This window comes from Chryseobacterium sp. DT-167 (genome assembly GCF_058310155.1).
In genome coordinates, this window is the sequence record NZ_JBZEEQ010000011.1 from 121,159 (window position 1) to 142,506 (window position 21,348).

Sequence of the window (21,348 nt, forward strand, 5' to 3'; positions counted from 1 at the left end):
AGGTTTAAAAAGTTATATCTACTCCTGATAAGATAAATCTGCTGCGCGGATAAGCGGCATAATCTACACCGGGTGTCAAAGGATTTCTTCTTGTATTGGCTTCCGGATCGTACCCGGAATATCCTGTTACAGTAAATACATTATTCATGGTAAAATATAGTCTGAAATTTGAAAGCCCCAACTGCTTGATGAAATCTTTACCCAAAGAATATCCTAATGTAACATTGTTTAATCTTAAGAAAGATCCGTCTTCAATCGCATACGAATGGAGAAAATAGGCACCTGCAGGTGGAGTCCACATGGTAGTATTGGCATTTAATGCAGCCAATGCGGTCGGGTCATTTACTTTTTCCCCGGCATCATTGAACCATCTCCATCTGTCGGCTACTTCAGCCAGCATATTATTGTCTCTGTATTGATACTGTGTTGAATATTCAACTTTATTGGCATTATACACTTTATTCCCGACAGAGAAATTGAAGAGTAAGCTCATGTCCCAGTTTTTGTAACGGAAAGTCTGGCTGAAGCCACCGTAGAACTTAGGTTGTGCATTTCCCAGATCGGTCATATCCTTATTATCAATGATACCGTCACCATTCAGATCCTGAAGCTTAAGATCTCCGGGTTGTATAGCCTTTGAGCCGTTAGCTGCTGCGGAAGCATTCGGTACACCGGCTTTCAGAGTGTATACTTGTGTAGCGGCATTATAATCAAAATCACTGATTTCGTATCTTCCGGCTGTTACATATCCCCAATAAGTACCTACCGGTTTACCAACCTGTACAAGGAAGTCATTTAAATTATTCTGCCAACCTGAAGGATACGTATAAGAATAAGCACTTGCTGCGGCACTGCTTCCTAAGCTTTTGATGGTATTTTTATTTGATGAAATATTGGCATCCATCTTCCAGGTAAAGTTATCTTTATTGATAATGGTACTTCCTACAGAGAATTCAATACCTTTATTGGTGGTACTTCCTGAATTCTGATATTGATATTCGTAACCCCTGTCTTTAGGAATCTGTGCCAAAAGCAATAAGTCTTTAGTATCTGTCTGATACAGATCTAAGCTACCATATACTCTTCCTTTGAATAACCCAAAGTCTAAACCGATATTTTTAGAAGTTGCTGTCTCCCATTTTACATTTTTGTTTGCCATGATATTTCCTGTTGTAGCACCAGGTGTAACATTGGTTCCAAAGGCATATCCATAGTCGGATGATGTTGTAAAGAAGGTATCATATAAAAATGCCCCGATTCTATTGTTTCCTGACAACCCATATCCTGCACGAAGTTTTAATTCACTGATGGTTTTGCTGTCTTTCAGGAAATTTTCTTCCGCAATTTTCCACGCAACAGATCCTGAAGGAAAATACCCCCATCTGTTTCCCGGTCCGAATACGCTGGATCCGTCTGCTCTCATGGATGCTGTAAAGATATATTTGTTTCTGAAAATATAATTGGCTCTTCCAAAAAACGATGCTAATCTATCAGGTGCTCTTCCTGCTCTTGGTGCATCCTGTACCAATCCGGACGGTGGTGAAGCTAACTGGATGTTGGCAAATGCCTCTTCGGCATTTATGGATTTTGGGAACCATTTTATTGTCATTGCCAACGATTCTCCGTCTGTTTTCACTGTTTCCTGTCCTGCTAATATGTCCAGTTTATGATTTCCAAATGTTTTTCTGAAATTTAATGTATTGGTATTGGTAATTCTTCTCGTTTGAGCTTTGCTTAAAAATACTACAGGCTGGTCATTATTCTGTCTTGCAAGGCTGGTAATAGTACCTGAAAACTGATTAATCTGCTCATCCCTCTGTACATATCCTATAACACTTCTGAAAGTAAAATATTTACTGATCTTGTATTCCAAAACTCCGTTAAGAAGTAAATCGTTCCTACCGTTCTCTCTAATCTCGTTGTTTGCTAAAAGAACAGGATTTACAAGATTGGTCTCATTGGCGAATAAAGGATCAAAATCATCAACATTCACTGTAGATCCGCCCTCGAATGGCTGATATCTTACGGCATTCCTTAATCTGTTATTACTTTGTGAACCGGTGGAAGAGGTACCAGCTCCAAAAATTGTCTGTCTGCTGTATCGGGCATTCAGGGTCATGCTCACTTTCTTGGAAAGATCATAATCATACTTGAAGTTGGCCATATTTCTTTTAAATCCTGAACCAATCATAATTCCGTCTTCCTGTACATTATTTAATGATAATGAAAAAGATGAATTGTCTGATCCGCCTGTAACAGCAAGATTATGAGTAAAGTTGAAGGCTTCTCTTCCGAAAACTTCATCCTGCCAGTCTCTTCTTTTAATGTCCTTATATTTGGTTGCTATCTGATCATATGTTCCGTATCTGGCCTTAAATGCATCAATGTCAGTCTGTACACCGCCCTTATTGTAAACTTCGTACTGATAGAGTACAAACTGGTAAGGATCTAATACATCAATTGTATTCTGAATTTTCCTTACTCCCAAAAATCCGTTGTAATTAATGGATGTTTTAGCTCTTTTACGTCCCCCTTTTGTGGTAATCAATACCACACCGTTGGCGCCTCTCGCTCCATAAATGTTGGTGGAAGAAGCATCTTTCAGCACCTCAATAGATTCGATTTCTTTAGGTGATAAAATAGACAGCGCATTATCCATCTGAACTCCGTCTACGATGTAGAGAGGCGCATTGCTCCCCGTAATAGAGTTACCTCCTCTGATAACAATGTCTACATCAGCACCCGGAGCACCCTCGCTTAACGCTACCTTTACACCGGCCATTCTTCCCTGAATAGCTTCAGCGGCATTGGTTGATGGCATATCTTTGATTGCTTCTGCCTTTACAGATGATACAGCGTTGGTAACATCTTTTTTAGAGACTTTGGTATAGCCTACCAAAACCACTTCGTCAATATTGGTTTCCTTTTCTTTGCCTTTTTCCTGTGCCATAGCGAGTACGGGAAGCAGGAAGACAGACAGATATAACCACTTAATTGATTGTACTTTTTTATTCATTATTATATCCTTATAGTTTTTAAAGTATGGTCAGAAGGTATTTTGCATACCTTCTGATTAGTTTTTTTGTGGATTTTAAGTACTCTGTATTGTTTCAAATGTCATTACGCATTTTATAGTGCAATCGATTGCGTAATTTTCACAAAACATAATTATCGTGGCTTCTAAACTAATATTATTTTTTAATACACAAAGAAAAAAATATTATTTTTTCATTAATTTGATTGTGTAATTTGTTTAAGAATACAAAATATAAGATACTTGATTTAATATAAGTTATTGATATTTAATAGGTTATTTTATATTCTGTATGCTGTAGACAATTTGCTAAAAAATTAAAATCTTAACTGTTTAAGATTAAAAACAATTAAAATTACTGCAAAAACATGACGATTTTCCTACTTAGAAACTCCCAAAATATATACTCAACAGTCTTAATTTTAATTTTTTTGTGATTTTTATCATCTTTTTCCTGTCAGAATAAATCTATATTTTATAAATAACATTGAATTACAAAAATTTAACATCTTCTGATTATAAAAAACAAAGTATTGTTATACATATAGCATTAGCTACTGTGAATTACATTTTTATGGCACGATTTTTATTTTTGTAAGCGTTTGATCTTAATTTCGTTAAAGCTTACATCGCAAATTTTCTTAAATTTTCTTAAAAATCTTTCTTTTGTTGGTTTTATTAAATTGATTTTCAGTATTTTGAAAATTAAATGAATTTTTTGTTAACGGAATACTTATTATATATATATTTAACGGCAAGTATTTCTGTACAATTTCGGTGTAATTCAATGCAATCGATTACGCAATGTTTAACAGGTTTTTAATAAACCGTAATTTAAGTTTAAAATTTAGAGTATGACAAAATCAGAATTTCGATACGCCCATCATCCTGAAGATGTAAAAAAATATACAACTGAAGACCTGAGAAGGGAGTTTTTGATCAATGATTTATTTAATGAAGATCAAATCAATGTAGTGTATTCTATGTACGACAGAATGATCGTAGGGGGTGCAATGCCTGTAAAAAACACATTGAAACTTGAACCTACTGATGATCTGAAGGCACAAAACTTCCTAGACAGAAGAGAATTGGGAATTATCAACGTGGGCGCTGCCGGAAAGGTAACTGTTGACGGAGAGGTTTTCGAGCTTGGAAATAAGGAAGCTTTATATATAGGAAAAGGCGCAAAAGATGTTGTTTTTGAAAACGGAAATGAAGGTCAGACTTTATTCTATTTCAATTCTGCACCTGCGCACCACAATTTCCCTACAAAGAAAATCACTAAAAATGAAGCCGAAATTGTAGAATTAGGTGAAGCAAAATACGCCAACAGACGTACGATCAATAAACTGATCGTCAACAGCGTATTGGAAACCTGCCAGCTACAAATGGGAATGACTGAGTTACATGAAGGAAGTGTTTGGAACACGATGCCTTCTCACACACATACCCGAAGAATGGAAGCTTATTTTTATTTTGATTTGGAAGAAGGACAGACTGTGAGTCACTTTTTGGGGCAGCCTCAGGAAACCCGTCATATTTTCATGCAAAATAATCAGGCGGTTTTGTCTCCGGAATGGTCTATTCACTCAGGAGTTGGTACTTCCAACTACACATTTATCTGGGGAATGGCAGGAGAGAATATGGATTATGGCGATATGGACGCTGTTAAAACTAACGAACTAAAGTAATTTTTTCTACATGAATTTATTCGATTTATCCGGAAAAGTAGCCGTTGTAACCGGCGGTACTCACGGATTAGGAATGGCAATGGCTGAAGGTCTTGCCTCTGCAGGTGCTGAACTGGCAATCACAAGTACAACTCCCTCAAAATTAGATGAAGCCTTAGACTATTATCACAGCAAAGGATATAGCGCTACAGGTTATCTTTTTGATGTCACAGATGAACGTGAAGCCGCTCAGAAAGTATCATTAATGCTTGCTACACATGGGAAAATTGACATCTTGGTCAATAATGCAGGAATCATCAAACGTGTTCCGGCTTTAGAGATGGATGTCGCAGACTTTAGAAAAGTAATCGATGTAGATCTTACCGGTCCTTTCATCATGTCTCAATTGGTTGGGAAACACATGATCAAAAGACAATCCGGTAAAATCATCAATATTTGCTCTATGATGAGTGAGCTGGGCCGTGACAATGTAGTAGCGTATGCTTCTGCAAAAGGCGGACTGAAAATGCTTACTAAAAATTTAGCAACAGAATGGGCAAAACACAATATTCAGGTAAACGGTATCGGTCCCGGATATTTTGCGACGACCCAAACAGAACCCATCAGAGTAGACGGGCATCCATTTAACGATTTTATCATCAGCAGAACTCCGGAAGGAAGATGGGGGAACCCGGAAGATCTTGCAGGGACGGCTATTTTCTTAGCTTCAGATGCAAGTAAATTTATCAACGGACACATTATTTATGTGGACGGAGGTATTTTGGCGACCATCGGGAAACCTGCTAATGAATAACACAAGAATTTTACAGGAATGAAATCTTTTATTACAGATCAATTTTTATTACAAAATAAATACGCGGAAGAATTATACTTCAATTTCGCAGAAAAACAGCCGATCATCGATTATCATAATCACTTGATTCCAAAAGATATCGCTGAAGATACGGTTTTCGAAAATATTTCTAAAGTCTGGATTGCGGGCGACCATTACAAATGGCGTGCAATGCGTACCATGGGAGTGAACGAAAAATTCATCACAGGCGATGCATCAGACAAAGAAAAATTTGAAGCTTGGGCAAAAACGGTTCCGTATACGTTGAGAAATCCTCTGTACCACTGGACGCATTTAGAATTGAAGCGTTATTTCGGAATCGATGAATTATTGAACGAAAAAAACGCATCAGATATTTACGACAACATCACGGCACAGCTTCAGGCTCCGGAAAAGTCGACAAGAGGTTTGTTGAAAATGATGAACGTAGAATCTTTATGTACAACAGAAGATCCGATCGATGTTTTAAATTATCATCAGGATTTGGCTAAAAGTGATTTCAGCATCAAAGTAAGTACCGCTTTCCGTCCGGATAAAGCGATTTTGATTGAAAACCACAACTTCGCAGATTATATTTCTAAATTGGGCGAGTCAGCAGGAATTGAGATCAATTCTTACCAGACTTTGTGCGATGCTTTATTAAAAAGAGTAGAATATTTCCACGAAAACGGATGCAGATTGTGCGACCACGGATTGAACAATATTTCTTTCGAAGAAGCGTCAGAAGCAGAAGTGAGTGCAATTTTCAATGATAAAATTTCAGGAAAAGTAATTGCTGAAAAACAGGTAAATCAGTTCAAAACTGCCATTTTATTATTCTTAGGCGAAACATATCATAAATTCGGATGGGTTCAACAGTTCCACTTGGGGGCATTAAGAAACAACAACGAAAGAATGCACAGAATTCTGGGTCCGGATACAGGATGGGATTCTATCGGTGACTTCGTACAGGCTGAAACTTTGTCTAAATTATTAAACGCCTTAGACGGAAAAGACAAACTGACCAAAACAATTTTATATAACTTAAATCCAGCCGACAACGAAATTTTCGCTACAATGATCGGGAATTTTAATGACGGCAGTATCAAAGGAAAAGTACAGTTTGGTTCGGGTTGGTGGTTTTTGGATCAGAAAGACGGAATGATCAAGCAGATGAATGCCCTTTCAAACATGGGATTGATCAGCTGTTTCGTAGGAATGTTGACAGATTCGAGAAGTTTCTTATCTTACCCGAGACACGAATATTTCAGAAGAGTATTGTGTAATCTTTTCGGTGAAGAAATGAAAAACGGTGAATTACCGGATGATATGGAGTTAATTGGAAAAACAATTTCCGATATTTGTTATCATAATGCTAAAAATTATTTCGATTTTTAAATAATTAAAATTGGAAATCGCGAAATGCTTCGACAAGCTCAGCATGACAGCGTTGAAACTAGCGGTTAGTATTAGGAATGTCACACTGAGCTTGTCGAAGTGTTTTACGTCTTAAAAAATATTAAAATTAAAAGCCTTTGTGCTTCCAAAAAGAAATATCAAAATTAAAAATAGAATAAAATCTATTTAAATTAAGAAAATGAACAATAAAATAGTCACATTCGGTGAAGTAATTATGAGGCTTTCACCTCCCGGAAACAAAACGATGAGACAAAGCCACGAAATGGAATTTTTCTTTGGCGGAACTGAGCTCAACGTAGCTTCTTCATTGGCAACAATGGGTTGCGATGTGACGCATATCAGTAATGTTTCTGACGATTTTGTGGGAGAATCTGCATTGTCTTTCATCAAAAGTTTCGGGATCGACACGACTTTCATCAATAAAAATGAGCACCCTTTAGGTTTATATTTCCTTGAAGTAGGTGCATCGGTTCGTGCGAGCAGAATTGCTTACAACAGACTGAACGGTTCTTTTGCCAATATCAAACCCGAACAGATCGACTGGAAAAAAGCTCTCGAAAATTGCGACTATTTCCACTGGACAGGCATCAGCCCCGGAATTTCTGAAGGCGCTTATGAAACTTTAAAAGAAGGTTTATTGACCGCCCGTGAAATGGGAATTGAAGTAACAACGGATCCGGCTTACCGTTCCAATCTTTGGAAATATGGCAAAAACGGAAACGAGGTTTTAAAAGAATTGGTTTCTTACTCAACGATTTTCATCGGTGGAGTCAATGAAATTAATGAAATTCTGGGAACTCAGTTTTCATCAGATCAGCAAGGTTTCATGGAAGCTTGTGAAGAATTAAAAAAACAATGTCCATCAATTCATAAAATTTTCGACAAAATAAGAATCGGGGTTACCGCAAGTTCTCAGCAAACGCAGGGAAGAGCTTTGATTAACGGAAATTATTTTGAAACCAAATTTTTAGAAATAGACAACGTAGTCGACAGAATCGGAACGGGAGATGCCTTTGCCGCAGGTTTGATTTATGGTTTACTAAATTTCGATGATGAAAAAGCATTGAAATTCGCCAACGCAGCCTGTGCGATAAAGCACACGATTTTAGGAGATATCAATTATTGCAGCGCAGAAGATATTCTTGAAGTAATGGCAGGAAATTCCGGAGGAAGAATCAAAAGGTAGTTGGCTTTTGGCTTCTGGCGATTGGCTCAAGGAGTTCTTCAAAATAAAAATGGATATCAATTAAAATTTTAATTGTCTTTTATAAGCGAAGCGGCTTTGTGAAACTAAAAGCAGTTAACCGGAAAAAATCTTTGTGAACTCTGTGTTCAAAAAATAGCATTGAAGTCCCAAAGGGACGATTTAGCAAAGGATAGGATAAAACCCTATCAAATAAAATATTTCTTCTTAACCTAAATTAGTAGAAGAAAATCAAGTTTTAACAAAGTCCCCAACGGGACAGCATACCAAAGGATGGATAAAACCCCATCAAAGATTATTTTCAAATAAAATAATTAAAAAAATGACAAAAATTCAATTGGTTACAAACACCATCATCAATCAGGGCGCTTTGCCTCTGTATTATAATGCTGATGAAATGGTAACTTTAGAAATATTGAGATCGCTTTACAAAGCAGGAATCCGTGCAGTAGAATATACCAGCCGTGGAGAAGCAGCGTTGAGCAATTTCACAAAAATGGTAGAAGTTCGTAATGCAGAAATGCCTGAAATGCTTTTGGGAATCGGAACTATCAAAAATGTAAAACAAGCTGAACAGTATTACAAAGCAGGTGCAGATTTTTTCATCAGTCCGGGGTTTGTACAGGAAGTTGCCACATTTTTAATTCCGAAAGACTTGTTGTACAGTCCGGGTTGTATGACTCCGACAGAAATCATTGCAGCTGAAACAGCAGGCGTAACTTTCATTAAATTATTCCCAGGAAATGCTTTAGGACCAGGATTTATGAGTGCTATCAAAGATGTTTTCCCAAATCTGAAATTTATGCCGACCGGAGGTGTTGATACCACGAAGGAAAGCATCGAAAGCTGGTTCAAAGCCGGAGTTTCTGCAGTAGGAATGGGAAGCAAGCTGGTAAGCAAAGAATTGATGCTTGCGAAAGACTATGCGACAATAGAAATTGAAACCAAAAAAGTGCTGGATATCATTCAGACTTTAAAATAAATACATTGACTATGAGTTCAGTTAAATCTATTAAGCCGACACAATACAGGTGGACGATTTGTCTTCTTTTATTTCTCGCCACCACGATCAATTATCTGGATCGTCAGGTTTTATCTTTGACGTGGAAAGATTTTATCGCACCGGAATTTCACTGGAATAACAACGATTACGGAAATATCACGGCATTATTCTCTATATTTTATGCAGTAGGAATGCTTTTCGCAGGAAAGTTCGTGGATTTCATGGATACCAAAAAAGGCTTCCTATGGGCAATCGGAGTTTGGTCAATCGGTGCAGTTTTACATGCATTCTGTGGAATCGCCACTTCAGGAGTCCTTACCGGAAACTGGACAGCTGGTTTTAATGGTTCTAAAGAGTTGATTGCAACAGTTTCCAACACTTCTGCAATCATCAGTACAAGTGTAACTTTATTCATTTTTGCACGTTTCGTATTGGCGATTGGTGAAGCTGGAAATTTCCCCGCAGCGATCAAAACTACGGCAGAATATTTCCCCAAAAAAGACCGTGCTTTATCTACCAGCATCTGGAATGCAGGAGCTACAGTTGGAGCATTAGCAGCACCATTAACTATTCCTTTCATTGCAAAATCAATGGGTTGGGAATGGGCGTTTATCATCATTGGTGCATTAGGATTTGTTTGGATGGGACTTTGGGTATTTGTGTACAAAAAGCCTCATTTACACAAGAGAGTTAATGAACATGAATTAAATTATATCAATCAGGATCAGGACGATCTTCCGAATGAAGACACTTCAGTTCCGGAAAAAGTATTTACGTTCAGAGAATGTTTCAGCTACAGACAGACTTGGGCTTTTGCCTTCGGAAAGTTCATGACAGACGGTGTTTGGTGGTTCTTTTTATTCTGGACTCCGGCTTATTTAAGTTCGGTTTACGGAATGGATTCCACTCAGAGTGCACTGCCATTATTCGTATTGTACATGATTACTTTGCTGTCGATTATCGGTGGATGGCTTCCAAAATATTTTGTTGAAAAATTAGGAATGAACGCTTACACAGGAAGAATGAAAGCGATGTTGATTTTCGCATTTTTCCCTTTACTGGCATTATTAGCACAACCATTAGGTACGATTACGTATTGGCTTCCGGTTTTAATTATTGGGGTTGCAGGAGCGGCGCACCAGGCTTGGTCTGCAAACATCTTCTCAACAGTTGGCGATATGTTTCCGAAAAAGGCAATTGCAACCATCACAGGAATTGGCGGAATGGCAGGAGGAATCGGATCATTTATCATTAATAAATCTTCAGGAGTTTTATTTGATCACGCTCACAAAGCATGGTCAACAGTAGACGGAGTTCCTTTACTGGAAAAATATCCTCAGTATATCAATGACCGTTTGCCGGATGGTTTCTTTGAGCAGTTAGAAAAGTCCGGAGCAGTCGTTTCAGACGGAATTGACAAAGGATATATGATCATTTTCTCAATCTGTGCAGTCGCTTATCTTATTGCATGGGTCGTAATGAAATCATTGGTTCCTAAGTATAAAGTGATTAGTAAATAAATTACAATTTAAAAAGAATAAACTTTGAGTTCTTTTTTAAGTGAAATCGAAGATTAGACGTAGTCAAACGCCTTTGCGAACTTAAAAATATACAGCATTTTGTCCAAAAAACATTTGCGGACTTTGCGTTAAAAAAATCATCAACAAGAAGATGGAAAATCAGACAAAACAGAAATTAAACCGCCAAAACAGCGGTATAGATACAAAATTACCAATCAAAATCGTACAGTTCGGGGGAGGAAACTTCATGCGCGGATTTACAGATTATGTGATTGATAAATTAAATAAAGAAGCAGGTTTCAATGCAGGAATTGTCAACATACAGCCTACACCAAACGGTTCAGTTCATAAACTTGAAGAACAGGGAAATTTGTACACTTTATTTTCAAGAGGAATCAAAAAAGGAGAAATCATCGATGAGAAATGCGTGATTTCTGCCATTCAGAAATCGATCAATCCCTATACAGATTACAGCAGTTTTTTAGATTTGGCAAAAGAAGAAGAACTTGAATTTGTATTTTCAAATACAACTGAAACAGGAATTACATACGACGAAACTGAAAATACCTACGAAGGTCCGCACAAAAATTTCCCTGCGAAAGTTGCAGTTTTACTTCATGAAAGATACAAGCATTTCAACGGAGCAGCAGATAAAGGGTTAAGAATTATTCCTTGTGAACTGATTGAAGATAATGCTTTTGTTTTAAAAGGTATTATTTTAAAATATGCAAAACTTTGGAATTTAGAAGAAGATTTTGTGCAATGGATTGAACAAAGTAATTACTTTCATAACACGTTGGTAGACAGGATTGTTCCGGGTTATCCAAAAGATGATGCTTTGACTTATGAAGACCAGTTGGATTATGAAGATCCGATGATGGTAGTTTCTGAAACATTCCTTTTATGGGTGATTCAGGGAGGGGAAGATTTAAAGCAGAGAATTCCATTTGATAAAATCAACGAACAGATTTTGGTGGTGGATGATATCCAGCCATACCGTTTGAGAAAAGTTAGAATTCTGAATGGCGGACATACATTGATGTTGGCTCCGGCCATTTTAGCAGGAAAAGAAATCGTAAAAGAAGCCATCGATGACCAGTTTATCGGAACATTTTTAAGCGATTCTATTTTTAATGAAGTCAATCAGACTTTAGGTTTAGACGAAACTGAACTGAAGGAATTTGCGGAAGAAGTTTTCGACCGATTCAGAAATCCTTTCATCAAGCATCATTTGGCAAGCATTGCTTTATATTTTGTTTCTAAATTTAAAGTGAGAGTCGTTCCAAGTTTGCTGACTTATGTTGAAAGAAATAACAAGCTTCCGTTGAATTTAACATTCTCTCTGGCAAGTTTAATCAGATTCTATCAGGGAAGTTTTGGTGAAAAATCTCTTCCGTTGAATGACGAAGAAGCCATCGTGAACAGATTCAAAGAAATCTGGAAAAGCGAAGATTATAAAGTAGTTTCAGAACAGGCATTAAGCGAAAAACTGTTCTGGGATACCGACCTTACACACGTAGAGGGTCTGAAAGCCGCAGTAGCAAAAGCATTGTACGAAATCGATCACAATGATATGGAAACTGCCTACAAAAATTTTATTCAATTTTATTCTTAAACAATCATGCAAAAGAAAGTACTGAAAGTAAATCCCAAAGACAACGTCATTGTAGCGTTGATGGATTTGCCTGCCGGAGAATCGGTGCACTTAGACGGTACAGATTATACGATTCTTAAAGATATTAAAGCAAAACATAAATTCGCTGCCGTAGATTTTGAGGATGGTGACCATATCATCATGTATGGCGTAATCGTTGGGAAAGCCAACCAATCCATCAGACAGGGCGAAGTGATTACTACCGAAAACGTAAAGCACCAGAGTGCAAAAGTGGTCGGCAAAACCGATACTTTGGGCTGGACTCCACCCAATGTTGACAAGTGGAAAGACCGTACTTTTATGGGCTATCACCGTGAAGACGGACAAGTAGGAACAGAAAACGTTTGGTTGTTCTTCCCGTTGGTATTCTGCGAAAACAAGAATATCGAAACGCTGAAGGATATTTTTGAAAAAGAATTGCTTCATGATAAAGCGAGCAAACATCAGTTATTACTGCGTTCTTTATTGAATGGTGGCGCAACTGTTGAGGTGGAAGAAGAAGAACCGGATACAAGAATATTCAAAAATATCGATGCAAGATTCATCACGCACCAAGGCGGGTGTGGCGGAATCCGTCAGGACGCTGAAGCGTTGGGAAGACTGTTCGCAGGATACGTCAACAACCCGAATGTTGCCGGAGCTACGGTTCTCAGCTTAGGGTGTCAGAATCTTCAGGTACAGATTTTCATGGATTCATTGCACGCATTGGCTCCCAATAATAAAAAACCAATTGTCGTTTACGAACAGCAAAAATCGGGTACCATCGATGAAATGCTGACCGGTGTTATTAAAGATTCATACGAAGGTATCAAAAAAGCCAACGAAATAGAGAGAAAACCAGCGTCCATTACCAAACTGAACATTGGTTTGGAATGTGGTGGCTCAGATGGTTTCTCAGGAATTTCTGCCAACCCAGTTTTAGGCGAAGTTTCCGATATTATGGCGGCAGTTGGCGGAACAACCATGTTGGCCGAGTTCCCGGAATTGTGTGGTGTAGAGCAGGAGTTGGTCAACCGTTGCATCAACGATGAAGACGGTGTAAAGTTCCTGAAACTGATGAAAGATTTTGAAGCCTCTGTGGTTGCGGCAGGATCAGGATTTGATATGAATCCGTCTCCCGGAAACATCAAAGACGGTTTAATTACCGATGCCATGAAATCTGCAGGAGCATCTAAAAAAGGCGGCGCTGCCCCGATTGTAGACGTTCTAGATTTTACAGAATACGCCACAAAACCAGGTCTGAATCTTCTTTGTACTCCAGGAAATGATGCCGAATGTACAACGGCTTTAGTTGGTTCAGGTGCAACAGTAGTACTTTTCACTACCGGTCTTGGAACTCCGATGGGAAATCCTATTACGCCGGTTGTGAAGATTTCTTCCAACACGGTTTTGGCAGAAAAGATGTCAGACATTATTGATTTCAATGCAGGTACCGTGATCAGCGGAGAAAAAACAATTCCCGAAGCAGCAGACGAACTTCTGGAACTCATCATCAACGTAGCCAGCGGCGAAGTAAAAACCAAAGCGGACGTTCTTAATCAGAATGATTTCATTCCATGGAGACGCGGAGTCTCTCTGTAATGGGTTAATTATATTAAATATTAGGGTTGAAAATGCTTCTTGCTTCGGTAGGGAGCATTTTCTTTTTTTTCTTATAAAAGTGATTAATTATTAAAATAAATATATTCTTAAATAGCAAACTTTGTATATTTATAAAATAATAAGATAAAAGTAAATGGATATTATTATTGATACAAATATCTTAAGAAAAGATATAAAACTTAAAAGTAAGGATTTTGAAATTCTTATTGATTATGTTACTAAAACTAGATCAAAAATTATATTGTCGACACTTGTGATAAAGGAAATTTCTAATTTATATAGAAATATCCTTATTGAAAAAATTACTGAAATAGAAACTAGAATAAAAAAATTAGAATCAACACTAGTTGAAACTAAAATCGAACCTATTGCAGATATTGATGTAGAAAAAGAAGTTGAAAATTATATAATTTTTTTAAAACATAAACTAAAAATACAAGAAGATAATATTTTAGAATTCCAAAATAGTTTTTTACCCGAGCTAGTTGATAGAGCTATTTTAAAAAAGAAGCCTCTTGGTGCAGACGGACAACAATTTAGAGATGGAATTCTGTGGTTGTCAACTTTAGATTATGCCAAAGCAACAGATGAGAAAAAAGTGATTCTAATATCAGATAATGCATCTGATTTTTGTGGAACAGATAAATTTTCTTTAGACAAAGATTTAATACAAGAAGCTAAAAGTGAAGAGGTAGAAATATTATTTTATAGAAATATTTCGAATTTTAGTGAGCAGCATTCATCAATAATTGAATTTATTAATGATGATTGGATAAATGAAAATGTTGATATAAATATTTTGCAAAGTTTATTTTGGGATGGTCTTTCTACATTTGAGGAAGGAATTGTTGAAACAGTTTCGTTAGACTATAATGAAAAAGCTACAGGATATATCGATAGATCAGAGTTTATAGAATTTTCAAAGGAAAAATATTTTGTTTATGAAAAGGAAGATAGAACAATATTACTGAATATAAAATTTACTGTATTACAAGAATTTCTAGTAGAAATAGAAAGAGAAATTGAGAATGATTATTCAGAATATGAGCATAGTTATACTTATAATCCTTCTACTGAAGATTTTGAATTTGATTCTCAGTTCGTTCCCAGATTAAGTTACGAATTGGAGAGTGATTTTAAAGGACAAGAGGAATTATTTGAAGTTGACTATGTATTAACATTGAAAGACCAAAAGATTATTAATTACGATTTAAAAAGTTTTAAATTAAAATAAGATTCAATTGCCTCATCATCATATTTTAATTTTGAAGATGCTGGTTAGAATATTAATTTCATAGATTGATATAAAAAATAAATGAGCGGGAAGATTAATAATATTAAAGAGTGGCTTAATAAGGGAGGTTTTCCTTTTGAAATGAAAGTAGCTAAAGCGTTTAATGAATCGGGATTTCAGATTGGCCAATCTGTATTATTTCGGGATTCAGAGACAGATAAATATAGAGAGACGGATATTATTGCATTTATAACTAAAGTGGTAGAGGATGTTTGGTTTAACATTACATTCGTAATAGAATGCAAAAAAATAACAGGTAAGCCCTGGATAGTTCTAAAGAAATCTTCATCATACAAAATTCAAAAGGAACGAATTTTAACTTTTGGTAGTAGAAATGCATTACAACTTTTGCAAAAAATAAATAAAAATAAAAATTATCAATCTCCATTAATATTTCCTAACATCTCTGATTATGGTTACAATGTTGTTACTGCTTTTTCAGATAAAAATGATAGTTCTTATGCTGCCAGTCAAAGTGTCTTAAAAGCTATAGAATACCTTGTTAATCAATCGAACTTGTCGAACAAAAAATTTTGTAACATTTATATTCCAATAATAGCTGTAGATGGAGAATTATATGAATCACACTTAAATTATGACAATGAAATTGAGATTGAGCAAAAAAATATCTCAAACTTTTTGTCCAATAAATCTTTTGAAGAAAATGGAATGAGTGTAATAACAGTGGTAACATCAAATGAAATTGTGAATTTTGTCGAGAAATTGAAATTTCAATGTAGTGAATTTTTTATTAATTATGAGAAAGAATTAACTGAAATCGCTAAAGAACATCCCAAAAATCTACGCCATACTCCTTATGACCATAATTTTTGAATGGATTATCCCCACGCTGTCGCAAGCGTCCCGCTCGTGCCTATTCATTCAAGATTCTCAAACCAGAGAAAAAAATTCTAATTTCACATTCCAGACCCCAAATTCCACGTCCCCAACCCCAACCGACACATCCAAAACCTATCCGAACACGTTCCGAAGAAGTCCAGATACGTTCTGTAAAGGTTCCGATACGTTGTACAACCTATTCCGATACGTTCATCAGAAGTCCGGCGAGGTTACTAATGCCTCCGATGGGGTGATTGATACATCCAGACACGTTATAAGACCTATCCCGACAGGTAAAACATATGTCCGGACAGGTAAAAGACCACTCCCGACCTATACTGAACGTATCTAGAGAAGTCAACAACCGCTCCCGACCATTAAATAACGTCTCCGGATAGCTGAAAGACGTCTCCGAAGCTATCCGAGATGTATCGGAAGGAGTAAAAAGCCTCTCCCGAGTATTCAATAACGTATCGAATATATTAAAAGACGGTTTGGAAGCATAAAATACCCCTCCGTTTCAATGGGAGGGGTGGCTGGTTGTTGCTGTTTTACTTTTTTTCCTCGGGTGGAGCCGTAGCGGTTGAATTTTTTACAAAAAACTGTTTCAGATCTTTGTACTTGTCTTCAAATCCCGGTGCTGACGTTCCCGCTTTGTAAGTTGTGAAAGAATAATCGACCAATGCCGACTGATAGTTGTCGTAATCGTGAAGTGTTTTGGCATTATTCAATCTTGTGATGATGCTTTCGAGTCTGCTGATCATGGCTTCCATATTGTTTCGGGAGCTGTGATCTTTGTCAAATTCTTCCCAGTCTACTTCCGGAGAGCTCAGGTTAGATTGGCTGTGATTGTAGTCGTAGACTTTGTTCACAAAGAGTTTGTTTTGCTCGTTGATGCTTCCATAACGTTTACGGTCTTCAGCTGAAAGGTTGACTGTAATTTCTGTAAGAGCAGTTTCCAATGCCGCGATGGCATCCTGTGCTGCAGTGATCTTTGCACTGCTCAAATGGGTGGAGTTCAAATTTGTTAATCCCATCATTTTGTTTTTTAAGGTTAATATATTATGAGTAAAATCTCATATTTTTAATATAAAAGCAAAACGAAGATAGAAAAAAATAAAAACAAAAAAGAAAATTATATTAAATTTTAAGGATTTTTTTAACGTAAAGCGATGAATGATGAAACAAAATTAATTAACATGTTATTCTTCCCACTCGTATTTCTGTTCAACCGTAAATCTTTGTTTGGTTTCAATCTTCACATTGGGTGCAGATTTTAATAAAATATCGTCGGTTTTTGCGAAAATTTTGTTCATGTGAGCTTCTTTTGCTTCCACATATTCTTTTACACTTACTTTCTCTCTTTTAAGAAATTTTGGTTTGAAGTCAATTTTTGTTTTGTCATCTACAACAACCGATTCTGCTTTCCAAATTTCACTATCGTTACTTTCGGTTCTTATATCTAAGATCAATCCTGGTAAACCGTAGAATTTAAAAGGACCTGCTGAGTAAGGTAAATCTTTAGTGAAATAGGCAATAACTTTTGATCCTCTAAAAGTTCCGATGGCTTTTATACACTTATATCCTGCAATAGTTTTCGTTTGATCATTTTCTATCTTCCAGTTTGGTTTCGGAACGTGATCATAAATAAAAAAATCTTTAGTATCTACATTAGCTGTAAAAAAGAAATTTCTTTCAGTTTCGTTATTGAGATCAGATACAAAATATTGCTTAGAAGGCTTTCTTCCATTATCAATATTGATAGCCATTTCCCATTGTCCATGTAAATTATTATTGATAATAATAGAGTCGTGAATTGATATTGTCTGACCATCTTTTATATAAAGATCTTCATGCGAGGTTGCAAATGCAGACAAAACTTTTAAATATTTTACATGAATCTGCTGTGAGAAATGAAATACAGAAACAAAAAATAAAAATAATAAAACAATTTTTTTCATGATTATGTAATTAACCCTTCCAGTTACACTGAAAGGGTATTAAACTTAATTATAACATTTAGGAAAGAATAAATCCTTGTGCCCATAATGCCACTTTAACTCCTGTTTGCCAATTTTGACATGCTTCTAAAGTTGGTTGATCTGAGTATACAGTCTTTATACCTGTAACTTTACCTCCTGAATAATAGGTAATGGTAACACCACACTGTTGAAAAGGTGCTTTTTGTTCAACTTTTTTAGTCTTTTTGTCATTTTTTACCTTTTCATTGTCTTTTGCACTTGCAACTCCAGCAACTGCGATCATTGTTACTAACAATAATTTTTTCATAGTTTAAAAATTTAAAATTAATATTTTTTTTGATTTAAAAGTATTTCGCGAAAACTTCCCCCAAAAATAATATCTACATCCCTACCCAACAATTCCAAATGGAATAAAATGTCATTCCATTTGGAATAAAAATTTTCCTGTAAAAAGATTATCTTTACGATTCAATTATTATAATTATGAGTAATACGATTGGGTTTAAAATAAAAAAATTAAGAGAGCAAAAAGATATTTCCCAGGAAGATATGGCGCATCAGCTTGATATTTCGCAAAGCTATCTCAGTAAAATAGAAAATGGAACTATTGAAAAAATAGACTTTCTTTTTATGCAGAAAGTCTCTGATTTTTTTAAAATAGAACCACAATACTTTTTAGAAGGAGATACCGTAATTAATGATATTGAGACAAATAATAATTCTGCTGTTGGAAATTCTTCTAGCACAATTACCATTAATAATACAATAGGTGAAAACTTTTTGGAAAACTTAGTTAAAAATCAGGAACAAATGAATCAGCTGATTGAAATGCAGACTAAACTAATCGAAAGACTATTAAAGAATTAATCATTATTCGCTTCTAATTGTCCCTTTAAAATCAACGACTCATTTGTCATTCCGCAGAAATCTCAACATAGTATGATGGACAGTGTTTAGATTCCTGCGGAAATCTAAATCATACTCGGAAAAAGCACTGTTGAGATTCCTACGGAATGACAAAAATGCGGCATAACAATGATAAAAATTAAGTAAAAAAAATAAAATAATAATATTCTCTTTCGTCTTTGAAAGTGATGTAGGATGTTGTAATTAAACTTAGTTTGTCATTCCGGAGGAATCTAAGCAAAGTGGTTTAAATCGTTGAGATTTCTGCGGAATGACAAAGATGCGGTTATACGTAATGGTAAAGATTCTATATAGCTGATTATAAAAAGCATTAAAAAATCACTTCCTCTTCGAAGACTTCCTCACACAAATCTTTGGTGCAAGCACGACCTTCTTTTCAATAGAAACTCCGGAAGAATTATCTTTAATGTTATCCAGAAAAACCTGTCCTGCCATATTTCCCATAATCAGAGGAGTCTGATCCATCGAGCTCATCGGAAGCTCCATAAACTGAGTAAAAGGTTCGTTTGAGAAACCAATCACTGCAACTTCCTGAGGAATTTTAATCTTACGTTTTTTCAATTCCTGGCAGGCTCCCAACGCCGCAAAATCACTGGCTGAAAATATAGCATCAGGAATAGATTTTCTGTCCCACAACGTTTTAATGGCTTCAATTCCTGCATCAATCGAGCTTCCGGTAGAGATGATATTTTCTTCTTTTACCTGAAACTGATGATCAATTAAAGCTTGCTTATAACCATTCAGACGGTTCTGGTAGATCTCAAGATTCTGATCTCCGGAAAAATGACATATGTTTTTATATCCTTCATCAATCAAATGTTCGGTTGCCATGTAGCCGGCTCTGTAATCATCAATGGTCACGGTACTTATTCCGGGAATGTCTTTTTTCCTGTCAAAAAATATGATGGGCGTGTTGGTCGTATTTAAGATATGCTCAATATGTGCCGTATCAACAGTAGTTCGGGAAACCGACATAAAAATTCCGTCAACCTGAGCATTCAGTAACGTATTGAGGTGTTTTTTTTCGATCAAAACATCTTCATGGCTTTGGCAGATAATCACATGATAGCCGTGAGGAGAAAGTTCTTCTTCAATCCCTCGGATGACAGATGAAAAGAAATTGGTATTTACAAAAGGAACAATGATACCCACATTTTTGGTTTCACCGCTTTTTAATGCTTTGGCGAGATTATTCTGCTTGTAGTTCATTTCCTTCGCCGTTTTCATTACCAGATCTTTGGTAGCCTGGCTTATTCTCGGGTTATCATTCAATGCTCTGGAAACAGTTGCCACACTTACGTTCAGCTTCTTTGAAATATCATAAATCGTGGCATTTTTTTTTGTCATAGGTATTCTGGACTAATGTTTATTCTCCTTCAGGATATAGTCGTAAATTTAATCAAATTATGAATACCAAAACCGTGACAACCTTAATTTTAAAAGAGTTTTTATATCATATTTCTATGAATACATTATTTGTGTAAATTTTTATGATGTTTCTTAACAAGCTCATGGTAAATCTGTTTTCTGAAATGGTATATTAAATATCACAAAAACTGTAGAAAATATAGAGACAAAGCCACCTTGCCCTGCTCAGATTGACAAAAACAAATAACAGTTCAAAAATCTTAGCGATCTTTGTACCGCAAGCAACAATATTATTTCAAAGTAAAACTTTCATCCATGAATTTATTCCAAAAATATATTCCTTTATTTTCCCGGGAGTGGCGGGCAAAATATCATCTAATGCTGACTGATGAGCACCTCTGTCATTTAAGTGAAAATATTCAAAAATTTAAGGATAATAATTTAGAATGGGATCAGCCTTTTTTTAACGAAGAGATTATCATCGATCGTGCTGAAAGCTTCAATATATTTAGTAATATTCTTGAAGGTCAGTACTCTGATGAGGTTAAAACAAAGCAACTCGAAGAAATTCCTTTTGAGCACTGGCTAAATATTTTGGGTCAGCGCATGACTTCTGCAAGTATACGGGACGAGAATGCAATTCCACCATCCGTAAAAGTGCTGCTTGAAGCCTGCCAAAAACCTTTTAATGATGAAATTACCATCGCACAAAGAGCCTGGGAAAAGCATGTCGGAAGAATGGAAGATCAATTCTGGGGTGAAGTAAAGGGAAATAACCAACAGAAACAGCAAATCGTAATGGAAAAAATTAATTACATTCTCAACAACAAAACATGGTGGAATGTTTTTTTTCATTACAAGCATGAGCTGGTTTATGAAGTCAGGGAAAAAGGGGGTCATGGAATTCGCTGGAGTCATGGTGGAAATCAATTGATTGGTTTTTTGGAAGTTTTTATTAATGAATAATTTTTTTTCTACGTAAAAAGATTGCGTACCCCT

At 36.1% G+C, this 21,348-nt stretch carries 17 protein-coding genes; 12 read left to right on the forward strand and 5 right to left on the reverse strand.

Annotation, left to right across the window (positions count from 1 at the left end; translation table 11 throughout):
• Positions 1-4 precede the first annotated feature (4 nt).
• Positions 5-3,016, reverse strand: a complete 3,012-nt coding sequence (locus tag AC4FQ5_RS14930) for a SusC/RagA family TonB-linked outer membrane protein (protein WP_491144567.1) — start codon at positions 3,014-3,016, stop codon at positions 5-7.
• A gap of 872 nt (positions 3,017-3,888) precedes the next feature.
• On the opposite strand from AC4FQ5_RS14930, the gene kduI reads away from it, so the two are divergent.
• From kduI to AC4FQ5_RS14980, 10 genes are all read left to right on the forward strand, one after another.
• Positions 3,889-4,725 carry a 5-dehydro-4-deoxy-D-glucuronate isomerase gene (gene kduI / locus AC4FQ5_RS14935; RefSeq protein WP_491144569.1) on the forward strand — a complete coding sequence of 279 codons (837 nt, stop codon included), beginning with the start codon at positions 3,889-3,891 and terminating at the stop codon, positions 4,723-4,725.
• A 10-nt stretch (positions 4,726-4,735) separates the two neighbouring features.
• Positions 4,736-5,518: a gluconate 5-dehydrogenase gene (locus AC4FQ5_RS14940; RefSeq protein ID WP_116094809.1), complete on the forward strand. Its 783-nt coding sequence runs from the start codon at positions 4,736-4,738 to the stop codon at positions 5,516-5,518.
• 18 nt (positions 5,519-5,536) lie between these two features.
• Positions 5,537-6,934, forward strand: a complete 1,398-nt coding sequence (gene uxaC, locus AC4FQ5_RS14945) for a glucuronate isomerase (protein ID WP_344829767.1) — start codon at positions 5,537-5,539, stop codon at positions 6,932-6,934.
• 199 nt (positions 6,935-7,133) lie between these two features.
• Positions 7,134-8,141, forward strand: coding sequence for a sugar kinase (locus AC4FQ5_RS14950; protein WP_491144572.1), 1,008 nt, complete (start codon positions 7,134-7,136; stop codon positions 8,139-8,141).
• 340 nt (positions 8,142-8,481) lie between these two features.
• The gene (locus AC4FQ5_RS14955; protein WP_491144574.1) at positions 8,482-9,141 is read left to right on the forward strand and encodes a beta/alpha barrel domain-containing protein; all 660 of its coding nucleotides are present in this window, start codon (positions 8,482-8,484) and stop codon (positions 9,139-9,141) included.
• An 11-nt stretch (positions 9,142-9,152) separates the two neighbouring features.
• Positions 9,153-10,682, forward strand: a complete 1,530-nt coding sequence (locus AC4FQ5_RS14960; protein ID WP_491144575.1) for an MFS transporter — start codon at positions 9,153-9,155, stop codon at positions 10,680-10,682.
• Between the two features lie 151 nt (positions 10,683-10,833).
• Positions 10,834-12,297: a tagaturonate reductase gene (locus AC4FQ5_RS14965; protein ID WP_491144577.1), complete on the forward strand. Its 1,464-nt coding sequence runs from the start codon at positions 10,834-10,836 to the stop codon at positions 12,295-12,297.
• 6 nt (positions 12,298-12,303) lie between these two features.
• The gene (locus AC4FQ5_RS14970; protein ID WP_491144579.1) at positions 12,304-13,917 is read left to right on the forward strand and encodes a UxaA family hydrolase; all 1,614 of its coding nucleotides are present in this window, start codon (positions 12,304-12,306) and stop codon (positions 13,915-13,917) included.
• A 154-nt stretch (positions 13,918-14,071) separates the two neighbouring features.
• A complete protein-coding gene (locus AC4FQ5_RS14975) occupies positions 14,072-15,172 on the forward strand; it encodes a PIN domain-containing protein (protein WP_491144581.1) in 1,101 nt (366 codons plus the stop codon).
• Positions 15,173-15,253: 81 nt separating this feature from the next.
• A complete protein-coding gene (locus tag AC4FQ5_RS14980; RefSeq protein ID WP_491144583.1) occupies positions 15,254-16,066 on the forward strand; it encodes a hypothetical protein in 813 nt (270 codons plus the stop codon).
• Between the two features lie 557 nt (positions 16,067-16,623).
• On the opposite strand, the gene AC4FQ5_RS14985 is transcribed toward AC4FQ5_RS14980, so the two are convergent.
• The 3 genes from AC4FQ5_RS14985 to AC4FQ5_RS14995 form a co-directional block, all read right to left on the reverse strand.
• The gene (locus tag AC4FQ5_RS14985; protein WP_491144660.1) at positions 16,624-17,109 is read right to left on the reverse strand and encodes a hypothetical protein; all 486 of its coding nucleotides are present in this window, start codon (positions 17,107-17,109) and stop codon (positions 16,624-16,626) included.
• Positions 17,110-17,274: 165 nt separating this feature from the next.
• On the reverse strand, positions 17,275-18,033 hold the full coding sequence (locus tag AC4FQ5_RS14990) for a GLPGLI family protein (RefSeq protein WP_491144585.1): 759 nt from the start codon (positions 18,031-18,033) through the stop codon (positions 17,275-17,277).
• A 58-nt stretch (positions 18,034-18,091) separates the two neighbouring features.
• Positions 18,092-18,361, reverse strand: a complete 270-nt coding sequence (locus AC4FQ5_RS14995) for a hypothetical protein (protein ID WP_491144587.1) — start codon at positions 18,359-18,361, stop codon at positions 18,092-18,094.
• Between the two features lie 176 nt (positions 18,362-18,537).
• Between AC4FQ5_RS14995 and AC4FQ5_RS15000 the strand changes: the two genes are divergently transcribed.
• Positions 18,538-18,921: a helix-turn-helix domain-containing protein gene (locus AC4FQ5_RS15000; RefSeq protein ID WP_491144589.1), complete on the forward strand. Its 384-nt coding sequence runs from the start codon at positions 18,538-18,540 to the stop codon at positions 18,919-18,921.
• A gap of 378 nt (positions 18,922-19,299) precedes the next feature.
• Here the strand turns inward: AC4FQ5_RS15000 and AC4FQ5_RS15005 are convergent, their stop codons facing one another.
• Positions 19,300-20,328: a LacI family DNA-binding transcriptional regulator gene (locus AC4FQ5_RS15005; protein ID WP_491144591.1), complete on the reverse strand. Its 1,029-nt coding sequence runs from the start codon at positions 20,326-20,328 to the stop codon at positions 19,300-19,302.
• 336 nt (positions 20,329-20,664) lie between these two features.
• On the opposite strand from AC4FQ5_RS15005, the gene AC4FQ5_RS15010 reads away from it, so the two are divergent.
• Positions 20,665-21,315 carry a tRNase toxin domain-containing protein gene (locus AC4FQ5_RS15010; protein WP_491144592.1) on the forward strand — a complete coding sequence of 217 codons (651 nt, stop codon included), beginning with the start codon at positions 20,665-20,667 and terminating at the stop codon, positions 21,313-21,315.
• Positions 21,316-21,348 lie beyond the last annotated feature (33 nt).

What these genes read in the sequence shown, in the direction of transcription:
- AC4FQ5_RS14970 (WP_491144579.1), top strand. Translation starts at nt 12,304, where the DNA reads ATGCAAAAGAAAGTACTGAAAGTAAATCCCAAAGACAACGTCATTGTA.
- AC4FQ5_RS14975 (WP_491144581.1), top strand. Translation starts at nt 14,072, where the DNA reads ATGGATATTATTATTGATACAAATATCTTAAGAAAAGATATAAAACTT.
- AC4FQ5_RS15000 (WP_491144589.1), top strand. Translation starts at nt 18,538, where the DNA reads ATGAGTAATACGATTGGGTTTAAAATAAAAAAATTAAGAGAGCAAAAA.
- AC4FQ5_RS14985 (WP_491144660.1), bottom strand. Translation starts at nt 17,109, where the DNA reads ATGGGATTAACAAATTTGAACTCCACCCATTTGAGCAGTGCAAAGATC.
- AC4FQ5_RS14940 (WP_116094809.1), top strand. Translation starts at nt 4,736, where the DNA reads ATGAATTTATTCGATTTATCCGGAAAAGTAGCCGTTGTAACCGGCGGT.
- AC4FQ5_RS14990 (WP_491144585.1), bottom strand. Translation starts at nt 18,033, where the DNA reads ATGAAAAAAATTGTTTTATTATTTTTATTTTTTGTTTCTGTATTTCAT.
- AC4FQ5_RS14965 (WP_491144577.1), top strand. Translation starts at nt 10,834, where the DNA reads ATGGAAAATCAGACAAAACAGAAATTAAACCGCCAAAACAGCGGTATA.
- AC4FQ5_RS15010 (WP_491144592.1), top strand. Translation starts at nt 20,665, where the DNA reads ATGAATTTATTCCAAAAATATATTCCTTTATTTTCCCGGGAGTGGCGG.
- AC4FQ5_RS15005 (WP_491144591.1), bottom strand. Translation starts at nt 20,328, where the DNA reads ATGACAAAAAAAAATGCCACGATTTATGATATTTCAAAGAAGCTGAAC.
- AC4FQ5_RS14950 (WP_491144572.1), top strand. Translation starts at nt 7,134, where the DNA reads ATGAACAATAAAATAGTCACATTCGGTGAAGTAATTATGAGGCTTTCA.
- kduI (WP_491144569.1), top strand. Translation starts at nt 3,889, where the DNA reads ATGACAAAATCAGAATTTCGATACGCCCATCATCCTGAAGATGTAAAA.
- AC4FQ5_RS14930 (WP_491144567.1), bottom strand. Translation starts at nt 3,016, where the DNA reads ATGAATAAAAAAGTACAATCAATTAAGTGGTTATATCTGTCTGTCTTC.
- AC4FQ5_RS14995 (WP_491144587.1), bottom strand. Translation starts at nt 18,361, where the DNA reads ATGAAAAAATTATTGTTAGTAACAATGATCGCAGTTGCTGGAGTTGCA.
- AC4FQ5_RS14955 (WP_491144574.1), top strand. Translation starts at nt 8,482, where the DNA reads ATGACAAAAATTCAATTGGTTACAAACACCATCATCAATCAGGGCGCT.
- AC4FQ5_RS14980 (WP_491144583.1), top strand. Translation starts at nt 15,254, where the DNA reads ATGAGCGGGAAGATTAATAATATTAAAGAGTGGCTTAATAAGGGAGGT.
- AC4FQ5_RS14960 (WP_491144575.1), top strand. Translation starts at nt 9,153, where the DNA reads ATGAGTTCAGTTAAATCTATTAAGCCGACACAATACAGGTGGACGATT.
- uxaC (WP_344829767.1), top strand. Translation starts at nt 5,537, where the DNA reads ATGAAATCTTTTATTACAGATCAATTTTTATTACAAAATAAATACGCG.